The organism is Mesorhizobium sp. M0870, assembly GCF_040319775.1.
Taxonomy (GTDB): domain Bacteria; phylum Pseudomonadota; class Alphaproteobacteria; order Rhizobiales; family Rhizobiaceae; genus Mesorhizobium.
The window spans coordinates 1-17,573 of record NZ_JAMYOI010000005.1 but is presented as its reverse complement, the minus strand read 5'-3'; the positions used below and the strand labels follow the sequence as shown (position 1 = coordinate 17,573).

Below are 17,573 nucleotides of genomic sequence, written 5' to 3'. Positions count from 1 at the left end.
AGCGGGAGCGAGATGACAAGGACGGAACCGGAAACAGCCAGGGCCGCGCACTCGCAGTTGACGGCGCAGCGCGTTCGCTCGGCGTGGCTTTTCCTGGCGCCAATGCTGCTGGTGCTCGCCGCGGCGGCCGGCTGGCCGCTTGCCCGCACGGTCTATTTCAGCTTCACCGACGCCTCGCTGGCCGACCTCGACGCGCGCCAATGGGTCGGCTTCGCCAATTATTTCTCGGTGCTGCACATGCCGAGCGGCCGGACCCTCTATGACGGGCTGCTCGTCGATCCGGTCTGGTGGCGTGCCGTCTGGAACACGGTGCGTTTCACAGTGATTTCGGTGACCTGCGAGACCATCCTCGGCACCATCGTTGCCCTGGTTCTCAACGCGGAATTCGCCGGCCGCGGCATCGTCAGGGCAGCGATCCTGATCCCCTGGGCGATCCCGACGATCGTCTCGGCGAAGATGTGGCAATGGATGCTCAACGACCAGTTCGGCATCATCAATGTCGTGCTGCTCAATCTCGGCCTGATCAGCACCAAGATCGCCTGGACGGCCAACGCCGACACGGCGATGGCGGCCGTCCTCATCGTCGATATCTGGAAGGCGACACCGTTCATGACGCTGCTCATCCTGGCCGCGCTGCAGATGCTGCCGAGGGAGATCATCGAGGTCGCCAGGCTCGACGGCGCCAACCCCTGGCAGATCTTCTGGCGGGTGACCTTGCCGCTCATCCGCCCGGCGCTGATGGTGGCGGTGATCTTCCGCGCGCTCGATGCGCTGCGCATCTTCGACCTGATCTATGTGCTGACGCCCAACAATGTGCACACCAAGTCGATGTCGGTGTTCGCCCGCGAGAACCTGTTCGAGTTCGACAAGTTCGCCTATGGCTCCGCCGCCTCGACCTTGCTTTTCCTGACCCTCGCTCTGCTCACCATCGTTACCATCCGGATCGGCCGGATAAGCCTGGACGGAGGCCGCTGACATGTGGATCCTGAAGCGCACGGCCTTTTACCTGCTGGTCGCGGTCATCGTCTTCGTCGCCGTGTTCCCGTTCTACTACGCCATCGTCACCAGCCTGAAATCGGGGACCGACCTGTTCCGGGCCGATCTGTGGCCGACGACGATCAGTCTCGCCAACTACAGGAATGTGGTGACCGAGGGCAGCTTCGTGCGCAACTTGCTGAACTCGCTGTTCGTCTCCGGCGCGGTGGTTGCGCTTTCGCTGTTGCTCGGCGTCACATCAGCCTATGCGCTGGCACGTATCCGCTTTCGCGGCCGCTCGGCCCTGCTGTTCACAATCCTGTCGGTGTCGATGTTCCCGCAGGTGGCGCTGCTGGCCGGGCTGTTCGAACTGGTCCGCCTGTTCGGCCTCTACAATTCGCTATTCGCGCTGATCTTCTCCTACATGATCTTCACCTTGCCGTTCACCGTCTGGGTGCTCACCACCTTCGTCCGCGACCTGCCGGTCGAGGTCGAGGAGGCGGCGATCCTAGACGGCGCGACGCCGTGGATCATCATCACGCGGGTCTTCCTGCCGCTGATGTGGCCGGCGCTGGCGACCACCGGCCTGCTGGCTTTCATCGGCGCGTGGAACGAGTTCTTGTTTGCCCTGACCTTCACCTCCAACAACGCACAGCGGACCGTGCCGGTAGCGATCGCGCTGCTCTCCGGCAACTCGCAGTTCGAGATCCCTTGGGGCAACATCATGGCGGCCTCGGTGATCGTCACGGTGCCGCTGGTGGTGCTGGTGCTGATCTTCCAGCGCAAGATCGTCTCGGGCCTCACCGCCGGCGGGGTCAAGGGGTGAGGGGGCGAAACGCTCAGATGTCCGGTGCGTTGCCGATCTTCTTCTTGAGCTCCAGCGCCCAGGCGCGGCCTTCGTCGCCGCCCCACAGCAGCCAGGCAATGTAACCGGCCGAAGGGTTTTGCTCATTGCCGTAGTTCCTGCCGCGCTTGTCGATCTCGTGGCGGGCGAAATAGCTGACCATGCGGCGGATGGTGGAGGGCGCGAGCTTTTCCCGGTTCTTCAGCTCGGTGGCGCGGGCGACGCCGATCTCGGTGCCGCCGCGGCCGAATTCTCCGCGCAGCCTGAGGCCCTTGGCGGCATTGTCGGCCACCACTTGCGGGCAGCGCAGATCGATCTCGTCGTCGTGCATATTGTTCCCCGGATCACGCTGCCCGAACAGGTATTACGACATCTCACCATACGCAATAAATGTCGGGACCGATCGCCGCCAAACGTCCTTGGGTCGCAGAGCAACCGCGCCGGGACGCCGGCGCCGCGACTTGAAGGAGCCGATCATGATCACCTTTCCCAACGAATCCGCGAAATACCGCACCGCGCGCGAAAAACTGCTGCGCAAGGAAATCGAGCTGCGCCGCGTCATGGAAGAGGTCGCCGAGGCCCGGCGCGCGCTGCCGCCGGGCGGGCTGATCCGCCAGGACTATGAATTCGACGCACTGGATGCCCAGGGTAAGCCCGCAAAGACAAGACTGTCGGAGCTGTTCGCGCCGGGCAAGGACTCGCTCATCCTTTACAACATGATGTTCCCGCGCCACCCGCAGGAGAAGCGCGATGTGGCGACCAGCGGCGGCACGGCGAAGCTTGCCCGACCGGACCAGCCATGTCCGTCCTGCACGGCATTGCTCGATCAGTTCGACGGCGCCGTCGGGCATCTCCAGGCCGCTGGCTTCAATTTCGCGGTGGTGGGCAAGACCGCGCTCGAAAACCTGGTCACGCTCGGCCGCGACCGGGGCTGGCGCAACATGCGGCTGGTGTCTTCGGCTTCCAACAGCTTCAAGCGCGACTACAATGCGGAGGCGGCCGACGGCTCACAGATCCCGCTGCTGTCGGTGTTCCACCGCGACGGCGACGGCATACGCCATTTCTGGAGCTCGGAACTGGATTTCGCACCGACGGAGCCGGGCCAGGACCCACGCGGCCTTGGCACCTGCGAAACGCTGTGGAACCTGATGGATTTCACGCCTGAAGGCCGCCCGAACTGGAACGAGCAGTTGCAATATGGCGAGGCGTGTTGCCACTGAAAGGCAGCTCTGGTCAGCCGCCGCGTTTCAGTTTTCGGAACATGAGTCCCATGGCTGGCTCGAACGAGGGCATCGGCGAGCGTTCGAGCCCGGTACGGATACGGTGGGGCGATTGAGGCGACATGCGCAGGCTTCTTCCTCATGAGCTGCAACCGGAGTGCCCAAGCGACGTTGGTTTGTCCGAGGGACAATTCCAACCGGAGACATGCCATGAAAACGCTTACCATTTTGACCGCAGCAGCATTGCTTGCCGGCGCGCCGGCCTTTGCCCAGTCGAACACGACCGCCACGACCACGCCGCTCGCCACGACGACGACGAAGGTCGACACTTCGACCTTCATCAAGACGGTGCCGAGCGCCAATGAGTTCGAGATCGAGTCCAGCAAGCTCGCCGAGCAGAAGGCGACCGACGCCGACGTCAAGGCGTTCGCCAAACAGATGATCGCCGATCACACCAAGGCCGGCGAGGAATTCAAGGCGGCGCTTGCCCAAGGCCAGACAACCTCGGCCACAGCGCCGTCCGGTCCGGCCCTGCAGCCCAAGGAGCAGAAGATGCTCGATGAGTTGAAGAGCGCCAGCGGCGATCAGTTCCAGGCCAAATACATCGAGATGCAGACCAACGCGCACAAGGAAGCCGTCGCGCTGTTCAGCGGCTATGCGCAATCCGGCGACGACCCTGCGATGAAGGAATTCGCCAAGAAAACGCTGCCAACGCTGCAGATGCACGAGAAACACGTGAAGGAACTGGCGGCCGCGCATCAGGGGTGAGGGGCGGTTCAAGGTGGGCGCTCTATGGTGCCCCCCTCTGTCCTGCCGGACGTTCGTTATTTGGAAAGCCAAGCAATTGGCTTTCCATCCGCTTCGCGGACCACTCCTCAACCCCCACAGGTGGGGAGATTGGCCGTCGTCACTGTTTTCGCCAATTTTCAACGTTGCAAGATGAAGGCCGGCGCCAAAGCTGCCAATCTCCCCCCTTGAGGGGGAGATGTCCGGCAGGACAGAGGGGGGCGCCGTAGAGCGCTACCATGGAAGCCAGCCCGCTTGGCAAACCAACACCACAATGTGGCCCTGTGCCTCAAGGACGGCACGCCCTATACCGATCAAGGCTGAGCGCTGCTCAGGTCGACCTGATCTGCTCGACCGCGGTCACCAGCAGGTCTTCCATGGCGGTGCGTATCTGGGCATCCGACTGGGCGATGCCTGCCGCGTCGAAATCCGCGCGGACCTTGCGGAACACATCGTTGTCGCCGGCCTCTTCGAAGTCGGCGTGCACCACTTCCTTCGCATAGGCGTCGGCGTCCGCACCGGATTTGCCAAGCTTTTCGGCGGCCCACAGGCCGAGCAGCTTGTTGCGGCGCGCCATGGCCCTAAACTTCGTTTCCTCGTCCATCGCGAACTTCTTTTCGAAGCCTTCCTGACGGTCTCTCATGCTGCTCATGGTTTGCCTCGTTTGGATGTGAGTCCGGTCTTCAGCCCAGGGGAAGAACGGCCAGGAAGGAGAGAGTGGCGCGCATGGATGTCATTAGCAAGGCAAGGTCGCCGGTGATCGAGCGGCGCCTGGCGGCTTCGCCTGATGTGATTTGACCTTGCCGTGCCGCGTCCTACTCTTCAATCCCTGCGGGATGAACCGAGGAGACGAGCGATGCAGTTCAACGGAATTCGCGGCGTCTTGCTGACGGCGGCCGTGATCCTTGCCGCCGGCACCGCGGCCTATGCCCATCATGGCTGGTCGTGGACGCAGGACGGGTTTTTCGAACTCAGGGGCAAGATCACGGCCATCTATATCGGTAATCCGCACGCCACGCTGGATGTCGATGCAGAGGGCGAGGCCTGGCGGGTGGAGATGGCGCCGCCCTCCCGCACCATCGCCGCCGGCTTCACCGAGCAGGTGGCCAAGGTCGGCGACGAGGTGACTGCGATCGGCAATCGCTCGGTCGAGGCGAGCGAAAAGCGCATGAAAGCGGTGCGCCTCATCGTCAATGGGAAGACGTATGATGTCTATCCCGACCGTGTGCCGCCCGCCTAGATGACGGAGTTTTTCACCGGCATCGAGCACCTTGCGTTGGCGCGGTGGCTGAAGGGCTCCTTCGTCGCCTACCCCGTGGTCAATGCGCTCCACATCATGTCGATCGGCGCGCTGCTGACCAGCGTCGTTCTCATGGACCTCAGGATCTGCGGCGCTTTCCGCTCGCTGCCGCAGGCGGCGTTCGTCGCACTGCTGCGCCGCGTTGCTTTGGCGGCATTCGTGGGTGCGCTCGTCACGGGCTCGCTGCTGTTTTCCGTCAAGGCGAGCACCTATGCGGCGATGCCGGTTTTCCTCGCCAAGATGGCACTCATCCTTCTCGCTGGCATGAACTTCCTCGCCTTCATGCGCTTCTCCCGCGCAACAGGCAGCGGCGAGCCGGCGGGTGGGACCGCTTTGGCCGTGCTCTCGATTCTGCTGTGGACTTCCGTGCTTTTCGCCGGACGGTTCATCGGTTTTCTTTGATTAGAGCGAGCGCCGGCACTGGCGTTCCGCCAGTGCAGGGATAAGCTCCCTGAAGCACCTGGGTTGTCACCTACAGTTTTTTTGCGAAGAGGACCCCCACCCCTAACCCCTCCCCACAAGGGGGAGGGAGACTTCCGTTGGCGCTGACCTAGGCAAATCGTCTGTCTTTCGGCGCCAAAGAAGAATTTAAAGGCACGCGGCAGCGTTCCCTCCCCCTTGTGGGGAGGGTTAGGGTGGGGGTCCTTCTTCGCAAGAATCCACATGCGATAGCCCTGCCCTTGGGGGGAAGGTTAGGGGGCTCTTCATTAGCGCTAACGCGGCAGCCTGCTGCATACTCAGGGAGAACCACCATGAAGAAAGAAATCATCGAAGTGCCGGTCATGTCGGACAAGGTGCGGGCGCTCGGCCTTCCCTGCTCGACAGCGGTGAGGGCCAACGGCTTCGTGTTCATCTCGGCGACGCCGCCGGTGGACATGGTGACCGGCGAGATGGTGCGCGGCGACATCCAGGTGCAGACCGAGGCGTCGCTGAAGGCGCTGAAACATTGCCTGGAAGCGGCGGGCACCTCGCTGGACAATGTGGTGATGGTGCGCATCTACGCCGTCAATTCCGGCTTCTACAACGCCATCAACGGGGTTTATGCGCGGTATTTCAGCGTGAACCCGCCGGCGCGGAGCTTTGTGCCGGTGGCGTCATGGCCGATGGAGTTTGATATCGAGATCGAGTGCGTGGCGGTGGCGTGAGGGGCAACCCTTAAGCTGATAGCTCTAGAAGCCAAAGTCGATGCCTGGGATCGCAGCCATACGAGTATTCTTGAATAAACCTGGGCAAATGATGTGGTGCCGCCCAATACCTCGCCCCTACGCACTCTTTGACGGCTAAAATGTGTAGTAGCTTCCTCCGTCTACCTGGGGGATGGCTGTGAACCTTATTCAAGAAATTGAAATCGCGTATTTTCGTAGCTTTTATAAAGTTACGTTGTATAGATGCAATCATTTGAATATAATATTTGGGAAGAACGACGTTGGCAAGTCGAATATAGTTCGCGCTTTGAACCTCTTTTTTAACAACAAAACAGATCATATTAATGACTACGATTTTGGCATTGATTTCTCGGATAAGCGCTTAACTGAATCTCAGAATTCGGACGATGTTAGGAAGTTTATATATGTTAAAATTACGTTTGCAACTCCGAAGAATTATCAAAGGTCTCTCGGCGAGCGATTTTATGTGAAGAGGCAGTGGACAGTATCTCGTGGGGATGATTACCACGAAGAGGTTTCGTCGCATATTCGGGAGAATCAAAGACATATCGTTACGAGGTTTATAAACTTATTTAGATTTATTTATATCCCAGCGATAAAAGATCCCACGATATTCCGAAGTCTTCTTTTTAATATATATGAGACATTGTCTGAGTCGGACGAGTTTTTATCGACAGTTGGTGATTTTGCAAGTAGAGTTCAGGGCCTAACGAGCAGTCTTTTTTCGGATCTTCCAAAAGAGATAGCTCATGAAACCAAAATATCTTCCCCCAGTAAAATGGATGAGCTTTTCCAAACCTTAGATTTCGAGACAATCAGTAATGCGGGGGGCATTTCAAAATCGCTCACGACGCAAAGGGGCGATGGCATCAAGGCTCGACATATTCCCGAACTGCTCAACTTTATATCAAAGAGAGATCGATTCCAGTTTCATATATGGGGGTTCGAGGAGCCCGAAAATTCGTTGGATTTCGTAGCTGCTGAGGCAGAAGCTGTTCGGCTCTTGAAGATTTCAGCCGGCGATGGAGTCCAGATATTTACCACCACACATAGCCCATCTTTCTATAACCTAACCTCTGACAAGATAACTAGATTCTACGTCACCAGAGACGGAGAGGGTGGCGATGCAACTATCGTTCAGGGCAAGAATCTCGAACGATTTGATGCTGTGACTGCAATTGGAGAAGGTTTTTATCTGCCGGCTGTGGCTAAAGCTCTCGAATCTTATTCCATACAGCAGCTAGAAATAAATAAGTTCAAGGAGGAAATAGGAAGTATTAGAGATGAATTATTTGAGATAAAGTCTCCGATACTTTTAACAGAAGGCAAAACCGACGAGTTAATTCTTTGTGAGGCTTGGAAGCGCCTAAGAAAATCGAAACAAATATTTCGTATTAAGAGCTGTGATACAAGCGATGGTAGTGGCGGAGGTGCTGCTGGTTCATCTAAGCTGTCGTTGTGTCTGAAGGCAGTCGCCGCTGACAATCCGCATGTTGTCATCGGCTTATTTGATCGCGATGAGAGCGGGGTGAAAGAGTGGAGATTAGATAATAATTTTGTCGCAAACGATCTTTTTTCGGATGTAAAATCTTCGAAGAACGGACGCTCATTCGGAATTCTTATGCCTGTTCCAGATTTTAGAGCTTTATGCGCGACGAATGAAAATCTCCCGATTGAATTCTTGTTTCCCGATCAATACTTATCAGTTGTGGTCGATGGTCGTCGATTAGTACTTACTCCTTTAACAGCCAACAGAAAGTTGGGAAATGAAGTGTTCCGGGTGCCGCTGGCGGGAGGAACAGAAGTGCAGGCAATTGATGAGAGTTCCAAAATGGCCTTTGCGAAGGCCGTTGTACCTCAGCTGCCGGATGAAGCTTTTTCTGCGTTCGATGCGGTGTTCAAAGCCGTCGAGGCCGTTATTTCAGCTACCGAAAGTTCATCGTCAGCGGCACAGCCGCAGATGCGGATGCGCAGAAGTATCAGGGATGTGGCTGGTTGAGCGGATAGCCCTACAGGACCTCACGCAAAATACTCCTGCAGCGGCCTCACCTCGAGGCTCCCCGCCTTCAGCGCCGCGATCGCCTCGGCCACTGCCGCCGCGCCCGACAGCGTCGTGTAATACGGCACCTTCTGCATCAGCGTCGCGCGGCGCAGCGATTTTGAGTCCGACACCGCCTTCTGGCCGTCAGTCGTGTTGAAGACGATCTGGACCTGGCGGTTGCGGATGGCGTCTTCGATGTGGGGGCGGCCTTCCAGGACCTTGTTGATCTTCTCGGCGACGACGCCGTTTTCGGCGAGGAAGCGGGCGGTGCCTGAGGTGGCCAGCACCTTGAAGCCGAGGCCGGCGAGGCGCTTGACCGCTGGCAAGATGCCTTTCTTGTCCTCGTCGCGCACGGAGACGAACAGTGTGCCGGAGCGGGGCAGGTCGACGCCGGCCCCTAACTGGCTCTTGGCGAAGGCCAGCGCAAAATCGCGGTCGAGGCCCATGACCTCGCCGGTCGAGCGCATTTCCGGGCCGAGCAGGATGTCGACGCCGGGGAAGCGGGCGAAGGGGAACACCGCTTCCTTCACCGCGATGTGGCCGGGGTTCCTGGGGTCCGGCATGGCGCCGTAATGGGCGAAGGCGTCTTCCAGTTTTTCGCCGGCCATGATGCGGGCGGCGATCTTGGCGATCGGACGGCCGATGGTCTTGGCGACGAAGGGCACGGTGCGCGATGCACGCGGGTTGACCTCCAGCACATAGACCGTGCCGTCCTTGATCGCATACTGCACGTTCATCAGCCCGCCGACATTGAGCGCGCGGGCAAGCGCCGCCGTCTGGCGCTCCAACTCGTCGACCAGTTCGGAAGGCAGCGAGTGCACCGGCAACGAGCAGGCGCTGTCGCCCGAATGGATGCCGGCCTCCTCAATGTGCTCCAATATGCCGGAGACGAAGGTCGACTTGCCGTCGCAGAGGCAGTCGACATCGACCTCGATGGCGCCACTGAGATAGGTGTCGAACAGCAGCGGGTTCTTGCCCAGCAGCGTGTTGATCTGGCCGGTCTTGTCGTTGGGGTATTTCTGCTTGATGTCCTCCGGCACCAGGCCGGGCACCGTGTCGAGCAGATAGGTCTGCAGCATGCCCTCGTCATGGATGATCTGCATGGCGCGGCCGCCCAGCACATAGGACGGGCGCACCACCAGCGGGAAGCCGAGCTCGCCGGCGACAAGGCGGGCCTGCTCGACCGAATAGGCGATGCCGTTCTTCGGCTGGCTGAGGCCGAGCTTGTGTAAGAGCTTCTGGAAGCGGTCGCGGTCTTCGGCGAGATCGATCATATCGGGCGAGGTGCCGAGGATGGGGATGCCGGCCTTCTCCAGCGCATCGGCGAGCTTCAGCGGCGTCTGGCCGCCGAACTGGACGATGACGCCGACCAGTTCGCCCGACGACTGTTCGACGCGCAGAATCTCCAGCACGTCTTCCGCCGTCAGCGGCTCGAAATAGAGCCGGTCGGAAGTGTCGTAGTCGGTCGACACGGTCTCCGGGTTGCAGTTGATCATGATCGCCTCGTAGCCGGCGTCGCGCAACGCAAAGGCCGCGTGGCAGCAGCAATAGTCGAACTCGATGCCCTGGCCGATGCGGTTCGGGCCGCCGCCGAGGATGACGACCTTCTTGCGCGACGAGACCTGCGCCTCGTTGGCCAGCGCGCCGGCAAACGGCACTTCATAGGTCGAGTACATGTAGGCGGTCGGCGAGGCGAACTCGGCCGCACATGTGTCGATGCGCTTGTAAACAGGATGAACGTCGAGCTTTTCGCGAGCTTTCTGAATCACTTCGGCGTCGGTCTTCGTCAGCGACGCGAGGCGGGCATCGGAGAAACCCATGGCCTTCAGCATGCGCAGGTTGACGGCATCCTCGGGAATGCCGTGCTCGCGGATGCGGGCTTCCATGGCGACGATGCCTGCGATCTGTTCAAGGAACCACGGGTCGATCTTGCACATGGCGTGCACGTCTTCCAGCGACGTGCCCATGCGGATCGCCTGCGCCACCATGCGCAGCCGGTCGGGCGTCGGCGTGCCGAGCGCGGCCCGGATGGCGTTGCGGTCGTCGGCATGGTTGGCCGTCGCGGCACCATAGCCGAGGCCGGGGATCTCGATCTCGTCGAGACCTGTCAGGCCGGTTTCCAGTCCGCGCAAGGCTTTCTGCAGCGATTCCTGAAAAGTGCGGCCGATGGCCATGACTTCGCCGACCGACTTCATGGCGGTGGTCAGCACCGGCTCGGCGCCGGGGAATTTCTCGAAGGCAAAGCGCGGGATCTTGGTGACAACGTAATCGATCGACGGCTCGAACGAGGCCGGCGTGGCGCCGCCAGTGATGTCGTTCTCCAGCTCGTCCAGCGTGTAGCCGACAGCGAGTTTTGCGGCGATCTTGGCGATCGGGAAACCGGTCGCCTTGGAGGCAAGGGCGGACGAGCGCGAGACGCGCGGGTTCATCTCGATGACCACCAGGCGGCCGTCGGCCGGGTTGACGGCGAACTGCACGTTGGAGCCGCCGGTCTCGACGCCGATCTCGCGCAGCACCGCGATCGAGGCGTTGCGCATCATCTGGTGTTCCTTGTCGGTCAAGGTCAGGGCCGGAGCGACGGTGATCGAGTCGCCCGTGTGCACCCCCATCGGGTCGATGTTCTCGATCGAGCAGACGATGATGCAATTGTCCGCCTTGTCGCGGACGACCTCCATCTCATACTCCTTCCAGCCGAGCACACTCTCCTCGATCAGCACTTCGGTGGTCGGCGAGGCGTCGAGGCCGGACTGGACGATCTCGTAGAATTCGGCGCGGTTGTAGGCGATGCCGCCGCCGGTGCCGCCCATGGTGAAGGACGGGCGGATGATGGCGGGCAGGCCGACATGGTCGAGCGCCTGCGCGGCGATCGCCATGCCATGGCTGATGTAGCGCTGCTTGCGGTCGCCTTCGCCGAGGTTCCAGCGGGTTTCCAGCGCGTCGAGCGCGGCGTCGAGATCGGCCGGGGCCTCGGCCTTGACGGCGGCGCGCTCGGCTTCATGCGTCTTGCGGTCGGTGTTCTTGACGTCGGTGGCGTTGGCCAGCATCGACTTCGGCGTTTCCAGCCCGATCTTCTTCATCGCCTCGCGAAACAGAGCGCGGTCCTCGGCCTTGTCGATGGCCGTGGCGTCGGCGCCGATCATCTCGACATTGTAGCGCTCGAGCACACCCATGCGGCGCAGCGACAAAGCGGTGTTGAGCGCGGTCTGGCCACCCATGGTCGGTAGCAGCGCGTCGGGCCGCTCCTTGGCGATGATCTTGGCGACCACTTCAGGCGTGATCGGCTCGATATAGGTGGCGTCGGCCAGTTCCGGATCGGTCATGATGGTGGCCGGGTTGGAATTGACCAGGATGACGCGGAAGCCTTCCTCCTTCAGCGCCTTGCACGCCTGGGTGCCGGAATAGTCGAACTCGCAGGCCTGGCCGATGACGATGGGGCCGGCCCCGATGATCAGGATCGACTTGATGTCAGTGCGTCTTGGCATGTCAAAGGTCCGTTCGGCGGGCGGCTTGCACAAAAAACCGGGACGGGAAGACCCGGCCGGTTGTGCTCGCGATTCTGGTATCAGGCTAGGAGGGCCTTATAGGGAAGAGTTTTGACTGATGTAACCCCGAAAATGCGAGGTAGGGGAGTAGGGGAATAGGGGAATAGGGGAATAGGGGAATAGGGGAATAGGGGAATAGGGGAATAGGGGAATAGGGGAATAGGGGAATAGGGTGTGGGTTCGAGGGAATTCCAAACATACTCCCTTATTCCCCTACTCCCCTAAATTCTAATTCCCCAGCGCCAGCTGATCCGTAATCTCAAACCGCTCGGCCTCGCCGATGCGTATCATGTTGAGGCTGCCCTCCCGAGTGAAGCGGAAATTGCCGTCCGCGTCGGAACCGGCCGGCTGGCCGGCACGGAAGGAGATGATGCGCGTGCCGCCATCGGGCCAGGTCACAGTGATGTTCGCCTTGTCGGCGGTGTGCACCACGCTGACCTTGCAGCGCTCCATTGGTTGGCCGACATAGCGGGCGCAGGGAATCTCGGGGCCAGAAGCCGGCGTCGGAACGGAATCAAGCGGGACGTCAGGCGCCGCCAGCGCCAGTACATACGCATCCTGCATCGCGGCGCGGCCGATTTCCGCGGCCGATTTCGGCGTGCTTTCGGCAGCCGGACCGGCGCCGCCAAGCCGCGCTGTCAGGTCGGGCGGTGCGACCGGCGCGCTATTGGTGGCCTGCGATTGATCCGGCGCCGAGGCCTGCCCGGCCTCATTGGCGCTGCCGGTGGAGGCAACCACCGGCGCATCGGCCGGTCTTGTCTCGCCTTCGACATAAGGGGCCGGATTGAGGGGAATGAGATAGCGCGCCGGCGCCCAGCCGCTCAGCTTCTCCTTGCCCGTGCTCTCGATCTTGCACCATTTGTAGCCGTTGATGTCGTTGCAGCCGAGATTGGTGACCATGTCGCCGCTGCTCAGCCGCGCCTCGACCGTGGCGACCGGCGATGCGGTGGTGCGGACCTTGAGAAGGTCGTCCGGCGCCAGGCCGGTGACGACGGAGATGACGAGGTCCGGCGCCTCTTGGGCCATCTCTTCAGCCATAGCGGGGGCAATCACCGGCCACGCCGTCATCAACAGCGGAGCAGCAATCAGCGCATGCAGGGTTGTTCGGAGCGTGACTGTGCGCCTCATCGTTTGGCCGTGCGCTGACATCATGCCGCGGCGGATCGAGCCCGCCGCAAGCCCGGCCGGTTTTATAAGGGACGCCGCGGCGCCATGTAAGCCCGAAAATTCGGCTCGCCGTTCCGCCGGTCCCAACCCGGCCCGCCAGGCCGTGAGCCTACTCAGCCGGGCATGAACGCAAGAGCGTTCAGCCGGGCAGGGGCATGAACCCTGTTCTGAGCGCGTGAGCCCATTCCGGCCGGCCCGCCTGTTCGGCTTGCCTGGCGGCCGCCTCGTGGTCGTAGTCGACGGCGATGGCCTCGAAGCGGTCGGACTGGCCGTTGCTGCCCAAGGTGACGATGCCGTAGCGCGCATGCGGCGAGCCCTGCTCGGAGACATGCGCCGGCGGTGTGGAATCGTCATAGGCGGGGCAGCCGATGCTGCCCGGGTTGAAAATGACGGGACCATCGGGGACGCGGATCAGTTCCGCGCGGTGGCTGTGGCCGCACAGCGCGATGCGGCAAGCCGGGTCGAGCGCCTTCAGCCGCCGCCGGATCGCCGTCAGCGGCGCACGCACCAGCTGGCCATTGACGATGGTATCGGCGAGATATTTCTCGTCATGGTCGGGACGGGCGTGGAAAGCGATGATTCCGGGTGCGATCTCCAGCGTCAGCGGCTGGGCGAAAAGCATCTGGCGCTGCGTCTCGGTCAGCCGCTCCTGCGCATAGGCGTCGGAGGGCCACATGGTGTCATCAGCGGGGTCGGCGGCGACACGGCGGTCGTGGTTGCCGCGCACTGTCGGCAGGTTCAGCGCCTCCAACCGCGCAAACGTCTCGCGCGGCCAGAGCGGGCCGGAAACGCTGTCACCCAGGTTGACGGTCAGGTCGGCGCCGCCGCGCCGGCGCAGATCATCGAGCACAGCGTCGAGTGCCAGGACGTTGCCGTGGATATCGGCCAGTACGGCAATGCGCATAGGGGGAGGCTCCGTGGGTTGGCGGCCCCGTTTTACGGCAGGGCTATCGCATATGGGAAGCCGAGGCTTCTGCTCTACGATGTACCCCACCTGACTCGCGCCTTTCCTCTCCCCCGTCGCTCTCCCCCCTCCGGAGGGAGAGGAAGGGAGCCAAGGTTGGCGAAGTCGCGCCTTCCCTCTCCTCCGTCGACGATAGAAGCTCGACGGAGTGGGGGCCATCTTCGTAAGAATTCATATGCGAGCTCTGCGTTTCATCGTGCGAGGAAACAGCCTACGCGTGCACTTCGATGTCGTGGCCGCCGACCGCCGGCACTGCCGGATCGTCGCCGGCGGCGGCGATGACGCTGTCGAGCAGGCCGGGGAAGCGGGCGTCGAGATCGGCGCGGCGCAGTGTGATCATGCGGTTGGTGCCGACCACCTCGGCACGGGTGACGCCGGCCTCGCGCAGTTTGGCGAGGTGGTAGCTCAGATTGGTCTTCGAGCCGAAATCCAGGAACTGGCTGCAGTTCAGCGGCACGCCTTGCTTGCTGGCGAGATAGCGCACGATGGCGAGCCGGGTCGGATCGCCGAGCACGCCAAGCACGATCGGCAGGCTGATCTGGTCCGTATTGGGGTGTGGCAAGGTCATGGCTCGAAACTAAGCACAGTCGGGTCCGATTTCAACGCATCCATCATTGTTGGCCCGCACGCGGCCTTTCTCCGTCTCGCGCCGACCTGTGCTGACACAGGGCTGTCAGGAAGGTTCAGCTATTTTTCCCTGGCTTCATTGACATGATGCCCTATTATGTCCAATTGTTCAATAACTTTTGAACTAAGGACATCCCGCCATGGACAAGCGCCTTTTCTGGCTAGCGCTCGGATCGTTTACGATCTCGACCGAAGGCTTCGTCATCTCCAGCCTTCTGCGCGACATCGCGGCGGATGCCGGCATCTCCATTCCGCTGGCCGGCACGCTGATCACCGCCTTTGCGCTCGCCTATGCGATCGGCACGCCGATCCTGGCGACGCTGACAGGCGAATGGGACCGGCGCCGCGTCATCCTGTGGACGCTGGTGTTCTTCGTGCTCGGCAACATCGCCGCTGCCTTGAGTTCCTCCTTCGAACTGCTGCTGATCGCGCGCATCGTCATGGCGCTGTCGTCGGGCCTGTTCGCCGCAACCGCGCAAGGCACCGCGGTGGCGCTGGTCGATGACCATCACCGGGCGCGTGCCATCGCCGTCGTCGTCGGCGGAACCACGGTGGCCGTTGCACTGGGTGCGCCACTGGGCGCGCTCGTTGCCACCGTTGCCGGCTGGCGCGGCACCTTTTTTGCCATCGCCGGCCTTGGCGCGCTTGCAGGCGCGATCCTGTGGTACCGGCTGCCGCGGGGCATCGTTGGCACCAGGCTGCCCTTGAAGCGCAGGCTGGCGGCAGCGCTGCGTCCCGGCGTGATGCCGATCCTGTTGACGACGGTGCTGGCGCTGATCGGCGCCTTCACCGTCTTTGCCTATGTCGCGCCGCTTGCCATCGAGGGCGGCGGTCTCAGCCAGATCGCGCTGCCCGGCATGCTGCTCGCCTTCGGCGTCGGCGCCGTCATCGGCAACATTGGCGGCGGCCAGGCCGCCGACCGGTTCGGCGCGACCCGCACCGTCGGCTGGTCGTTGGCGCTGAGCGCCGGCATGCTGGTCCTGCTGTCGGTCATCCCGACCTTTCTGCCGCCGCATATTGCCGGACCGGCGCTGATGGCGATGATGGTGCCGTGGGGCATCGTCGGCTGGGCCTTCCCGCCGGCGCAGGCCAGCCGCATCATCAAGCTGGCGCCCGATGCCGCCCCGATCGTGCTGTCGCTCAATGCCTCGGCGCTCTATCTGGGCGTCGCACTCGGCGCGGTGGTGGGCGGTGCCGTGCTGCGCTACGGCGCGCCGGCCGATCTCGGCCTGATCGCCGCGATCTTCCCGATCGTCGGGCTTGGCATCGTGGTGGCCGGCCGCCGGGCGGCTCGGCCTGTAGAGATGCCTGCCGAGTAATCTCTTTGAAAGCCGTCGGCCGGCTCAGCTGGCCGGGGGCAGATCAAAATCCAGCGCGGCGATGTCATCCAGCGCCGCGCGCAGCTTTTCAGCCTTGTCCCTGCCGACGACATCCTCGAAACGCTGCTGGGCGATTTGCCACAGCTTCATCGCTGCCTCGAGCTTGGCCAACCCTTGCGGCGTCAGCCGCACACGCTTGACGCGGCGGTCCTCCGGATCGGCGAAAGTCTCGACATAGCCGTCGCGGATCAGTGGTTTCAGCGTATGGCCGAGCGCCGACAGGTCCATGATCAGCGACGTGGCGATAGCCCCCATCGCCGGCTCGGCGCCGATATGGATCTGGTAGAGCAGGCCCTGCTGCGTCGCCTTGAGGCCTGACGGCTCCACCACATCATCATAAAACTTGCCGAGCTTGCGCGCCGCACGGCGCAGCGCGGCGTTGTTGCAGAGCGTGAGGCCGGGCAAGCTGTCCTTTGACATGATGGTCCTTGGCGCCGGCGAATGAGGCCCGGCTGCTACCCTCAAATAATCCTCGTCCGTATCATTGACAAGATAGTGGCATATGCCTACTTCACGATTAGTGGCATATGCCACTAATTCAAATCAAGCGGCTTTCCGGCAGCGCGGCAGATGCCACGGCGCCGGATCAGTCGAAGCGAACCAGATCAGTCGAAGAAGGAACAGGACAATGAGTGGACAGGGCAACAAGGGCACGGCGGTCGTCACCGGTGCTTCGTCGGGCATCGGCGCGGTCTATGCCGACCGGCTGGCGGGGCAGGGCTACGATCTGGTGCTGGTGGCGCGGCGCGCCGACCGGCTGGAGGAACTGGCCGGGAAGCTGCGCCAGACCTATAGCCGCAAGGTCAGCGTGATCAGCGCCGACCTCTCCAACGACGACGACGTCCGCCGCGTCGAGCAGGCGATCGCCAGCGACGACAGCGTGACGCTGCTGGTCAACAATGCCGGCCTTGGCGGCCAGTCCGTGGTGGCAACCGCCGATGCGGACGCTGCCGAACGCATGATCAAGGTCAATGTCATCGCCCTGACGCGGCTGACCCGTGCCGTGCTGCCGGGGTTTTTGGCGCGCAACCGAGGTGCGGTCGTCAACATCGCCTCGGTGCTCGCCTATGAGACCTCGTTCGGCGGCATCTACAGCGGCACCAAGGCCTATGTCGTCAACTTCACCGAGGCTCTGCACCGCGAGGTCGCGGGTACGGAGGTGAAGGTGCAGGTGGTGCTGCCGGGCGCGACACGGACCGATTTCTGGGAGCTTGCCGGCAGCGATATCGACCAGCTTCCGAAGGAAATCATCATGACGGCCGACGATATGGTCGATGCGGCCCTTGTCGGCCTTGCCAGGGGTGAAGCCGTCACCGTGCCGGCGCTCGCCGAGCCGGCCAAGCTGGACATTTTCCTCGGTGCCCGGCAGGCCTTCTACGGCAGCCTGCACGCCGACAAGCCGGCGGCCCGCTACGCGGCTTGAGGGTTTCGAGGCCGATAGCAGAAACTGGGTTCCTCGCCCCCACGAATGTGGGGGAGAGCGACTATCTGGGGTGTCAAGTTGCAATTACGAACTCGTTGCGCGCATCGCGTGCTTTTGCATTGAGGATGACCAGGAGTTT

The 17,573-nt window shown here is 61.9% G+C and carries 17 protein-coding genes; 10 read left to right on the top strand and 7 right to left on the bottom strand.

Features of this window, described 5'->3' with window-relative positions:
- The first annotated feature begins 12 nt into the window (after positions 1 to 12).
- Together NKH97_RS07750 and NKH97_RS07745 are read left to right on the top strand one after the other, a co-directional pair.
- Positions 13 to 975, top strand: a complete 963-nt coding sequence (locus NKH97_RS07750) for a carbohydrate ABC transporter permease (RefSeq protein WP_352721590.1) — start codon at positions 13 to 15, stop codon at positions 973 to 975.
- A 1-nt stretch (position 976) separates the two neighbouring features.
- Positions 977 to 1,801, top strand: a complete 825-nt coding sequence (locus tag NKH97_RS07745) for a carbohydrate ABC transporter permease (RefSeq protein WP_352721588.1) — start codon at positions 977 to 979, stop codon at positions 1,799 to 1,801.
- Between the two features lie 13 nt (positions 1,802 to 1,814).
- On the opposite strand, the gene NKH97_RS07740 is transcribed toward NKH97_RS07745, so the two are convergent.
- Entirely contained in the window at positions 1,815 to 2,150 is a 336-nt protein-coding gene (locus tag NKH97_RS07740; protein WP_023809714.1) for a hypothetical protein, read from the bottom strand.
- Between the two features lie 145 nt (positions 2,151 to 2,295).
- Between NKH97_RS07740 and NKH97_RS07735 the strand changes: the two genes are divergently transcribed.
- Together NKH97_RS07735 and NKH97_RS07730 are read left to right on the top strand one after the other, a co-directional pair.
- A complete protein-coding gene (locus tag NKH97_RS07735; protein WP_352795985.1) occupies positions 2,296 to 3,039 on the top strand; it encodes a DUF899 family protein in 744 nt (247 codons plus the stop codon).
- A gap of 210 nt (positions 3,040 to 3,249) precedes the next feature.
- Positions 3,250 to 3,807 (top strand): DUF4142 domain-containing protein, encoded by a 558-nt coding sequence (locus NKH97_RS07730; RefSeq protein WP_352795983.1) that lies wholly within the window; start codon positions 3,250 to 3,252, stop codon positions 3,805 to 3,807.
- Between the two features lie 349 nt (positions 3,808 to 4,156).
- Here NKH97_RS07730 and NKH97_RS07725 read toward each other — a convergent pair whose 3' ends face one another.
- The gene (locus NKH97_RS07725) at positions 4,157 to 4,477 is read right to left on the bottom strand and encodes a DUF1476 domain-containing protein (RefSeq protein ID WP_352657104.1); all 321 of its coding nucleotides are present in this window, start codon (positions 4,475 to 4,477) and stop codon (positions 4,157 to 4,159) included.
- A 204-nt stretch (positions 4,478 to 4,681) separates the two neighbouring features.
- Here NKH97_RS07725 and NKH97_RS07720 point away from each other — a divergent pair, with 204 nt between their 5' ends.
- The 4 genes from NKH97_RS07720 (at position 4,682) to NKH97_RS07705 (ending at position 8,290) form a co-directional block, all read left to right on the top strand.
- Positions 4,682 to 5,065: a DUF6152 family protein gene (locus tag NKH97_RS07720; protein WP_352610394.1), complete on the top strand. Its 384-nt coding sequence runs from the start codon at positions 4,682 to 4,684 to the stop codon at positions 5,063 to 5,065.
- Entirely contained in the window at positions 5,066 to 5,527 is a 462-nt protein-coding gene (locus NKH97_RS07715) for a DUF6644 family protein (protein ID WP_352775395.1), read from the top strand.
- A 350-nt stretch (positions 5,528 to 5,877) separates the two neighbouring features.
- Positions 5,878 to 6,270, top strand: a complete 393-nt coding sequence (locus NKH97_RS07710) for a Rid family hydrolase (RefSeq protein WP_352795980.1) — start codon at positions 5,878 to 5,880, stop codon at positions 6,268 to 6,270.
- Positions 6,271 to 6,448: 178 nt separating this feature from the next.
- A complete protein-coding gene (locus NKH97_RS07705; RefSeq protein WP_352792994.1) occupies positions 6,449 to 8,290 on the top strand; it encodes an ATP-dependent nuclease in 1,842 nt (613 codons plus the stop codon).
- 20 nt (positions 8,291 to 8,310) lie between these two features.
- Here NKH97_RS07705 and carB read toward each other — a convergent pair whose 3' ends face one another.
- From carB to NKH97_RS07685, 4 genes are all read right to left on the bottom strand, one after another.
- Positions 8,311 to 11,814, bottom strand: a complete 3,504-nt coding sequence (gene carB, locus NKH97_RS07700; protein WP_352795978.1) for a carbamoyl-phosphate synthase large subunit — start codon at positions 11,812 to 11,814, stop codon at positions 8,311 to 8,313.
- A gap of 288 nt (positions 11,815 to 12,102) precedes the next feature.
- Complete coding sequence (locus tag NKH97_RS07695; RefSeq protein ID WP_352792997.1) at positions 12,103 to 13,002, bottom strand: SH3 domain-containing protein; 900 nt, start codon at positions 13,000 to 13,002, stop codon at positions 12,103 to 12,105.
- A 178-nt stretch (positions 13,003 to 13,180) separates the two neighbouring features.
- Positions 13,181 to 13,945: a metallophosphoesterase family protein gene (locus tag NKH97_RS07690; RefSeq protein ID WP_128305504.1), complete on the bottom strand. Its 765-nt coding sequence runs from the start codon at positions 13,943 to 13,945 to the stop codon at positions 13,181 to 13,183.
- Positions 13,946 to 14,216: 271 nt separating this feature from the next.
- On the bottom strand, positions 14,217 to 14,573 hold the full coding sequence (locus NKH97_RS07685; protein ID WP_128305503.1) for an ArsR/SmtB family transcription factor: 357 nt from the start codon (positions 14,571 to 14,573) through the stop codon (positions 14,217 to 14,219).
- Between the two features lie 199 nt (positions 14,574 to 14,772).
- On the opposite strand from NKH97_RS07685, the gene NKH97_RS07680 reads away from it, so the two are divergent.
- Positions 14,773 to 15,951, top strand: a complete 1,179-nt coding sequence (locus NKH97_RS07680; RefSeq protein ID WP_352795975.1) for an MFS transporter — start codon at positions 14,773 to 14,775, stop codon at positions 15,949 to 15,951.
- 24 nt (positions 15,952 to 15,975) lie between these two features.
- Here NKH97_RS07680 and NKH97_RS07675 read toward each other — a convergent pair whose 3' ends face one another.
- Positions 15,976 to 16,431: a MarR family winged helix-turn-helix transcriptional regulator gene (locus tag NKH97_RS07675; protein ID WP_352440436.1), complete on the bottom strand. Its 456-nt coding sequence runs from the start codon at positions 16,429 to 16,431 to the stop codon at positions 15,976 to 15,978.
- A 208-nt stretch (positions 16,432 to 16,639) separates the two neighbouring features.
- Between NKH97_RS07675 and NKH97_RS07670 the strand changes: the two genes are divergently transcribed.
- Positions 16,640 to 17,434 carry an SDR family NAD(P)-dependent oxidoreductase gene (locus NKH97_RS07670; RefSeq protein WP_128305500.1) on the top strand — a complete coding sequence of 265 codons (795 nt, stop codon included), beginning with the start codon at positions 16,640 to 16,642 and terminating at the stop codon, positions 17,432 to 17,434.
- Positions 17,435 to 17,573 lie beyond the last annotated feature (139 nt).

Excerpts from the sequence above, each read along its gene's own strand:
- NKH97_RS07750 (WP_352721590.1), top strand. The coding sequence starts at position 13 with ATGACAAGGACGGAACCGGAAACAGCCAGGGCCGCGCACTCGCAGTTG.
- NKH97_RS07745 (WP_352721588.1), top strand. The coding sequence starts at position 977 with ATGTGGATCCTGAAGCGCACGGCCTTTTACCTGCTGGTCGCGGTCATC.
- NKH97_RS07740 (WP_023809714.1), bottom strand. The coding sequence starts at position 2,150 with ATGCACGACGACGAGATCGATCTGCGCTGCCCGCAAGTGGTGGCCGAC.
- NKH97_RS07735 (WP_352795985.1), top strand. The coding sequence starts at position 2,296 with ATGATCACCTTTCCCAACGAATCCGCGAAATACCGCACCGCGCGCGAA.
- NKH97_RS07730 (WP_352795983.1), top strand. The coding sequence starts at position 3,250 with ATGAAAACGCTTACCATTTTGACCGCAGCAGCATTGCTTGCCGGCGCG.
- NKH97_RS07725 (WP_352657104.1), bottom strand. The coding sequence starts at position 4,477 with ATGAGCAGCATGAGAGACCGTCAGGAAGGCTTCGAAAAGAAGTTCGCG.
- NKH97_RS07720 (WP_352610394.1), top strand. The coding sequence starts at position 4,682 with ATGCAGTTCAACGGAATTCGCGGCGTCTTGCTGACGGCGGCCGTGATC.
- NKH97_RS07715 (WP_352775395.1), top strand. The coding sequence starts at position 5,066 with ATGACGGAGTTTTTCACCGGCATCGAGCACCTTGCGTTGGCGCGGTGG.
- NKH97_RS07710 (WP_352795980.1), top strand. The coding sequence starts at position 5,878 with ATGAAGAAAGAAATCATCGAAGTGCCGGTCATGTCGGACAAGGTGCGG.
- carB (WP_352795978.1), bottom strand. The coding sequence starts at position 11,814 with ATGCCAAGACGCACTGACATCAAGTCGATCCTGATCATCGGGGCCGGC.
- NKH97_RS07695 (WP_352792997.1), bottom strand. The coding sequence starts at position 13,002 with ATGAGGCGCACAGTCACGCTCCGAACAACCCTGCATGCGCTGATTGCT.
- NKH97_RS07690 (WP_128305504.1), bottom strand. The coding sequence starts at position 13,945 with ATGCGCATTGCCGTACTGGCCGATATCCACGGCAACGTCCTGGCACTC.
- NKH97_RS07685 (WP_128305503.1), bottom strand. The coding sequence starts at position 14,573 with ATGACCTTGCCACACCCCAATACGGACCAGATCAGCCTGCCGATCGTG.
- NKH97_RS07680 (WP_352795975.1), top strand. The coding sequence starts at position 14,773 with ATGGACAAGCGCCTTTTCTGGCTAGCGCTCGGATCGTTTACGATCTCG.
- NKH97_RS07675 (WP_352440436.1), bottom strand. The coding sequence starts at position 16,431 with ATGTCAAAGGACAGCTTGCCCGGCCTCACGCTCTGCAACAACGCCGCG.
- NKH97_RS07670 (WP_128305500.1), top strand. The coding sequence starts at position 16,640 with ATGAGTGGACAGGGCAACAAGGGCACGGCGGTCGTCACCGGTGCTTCG.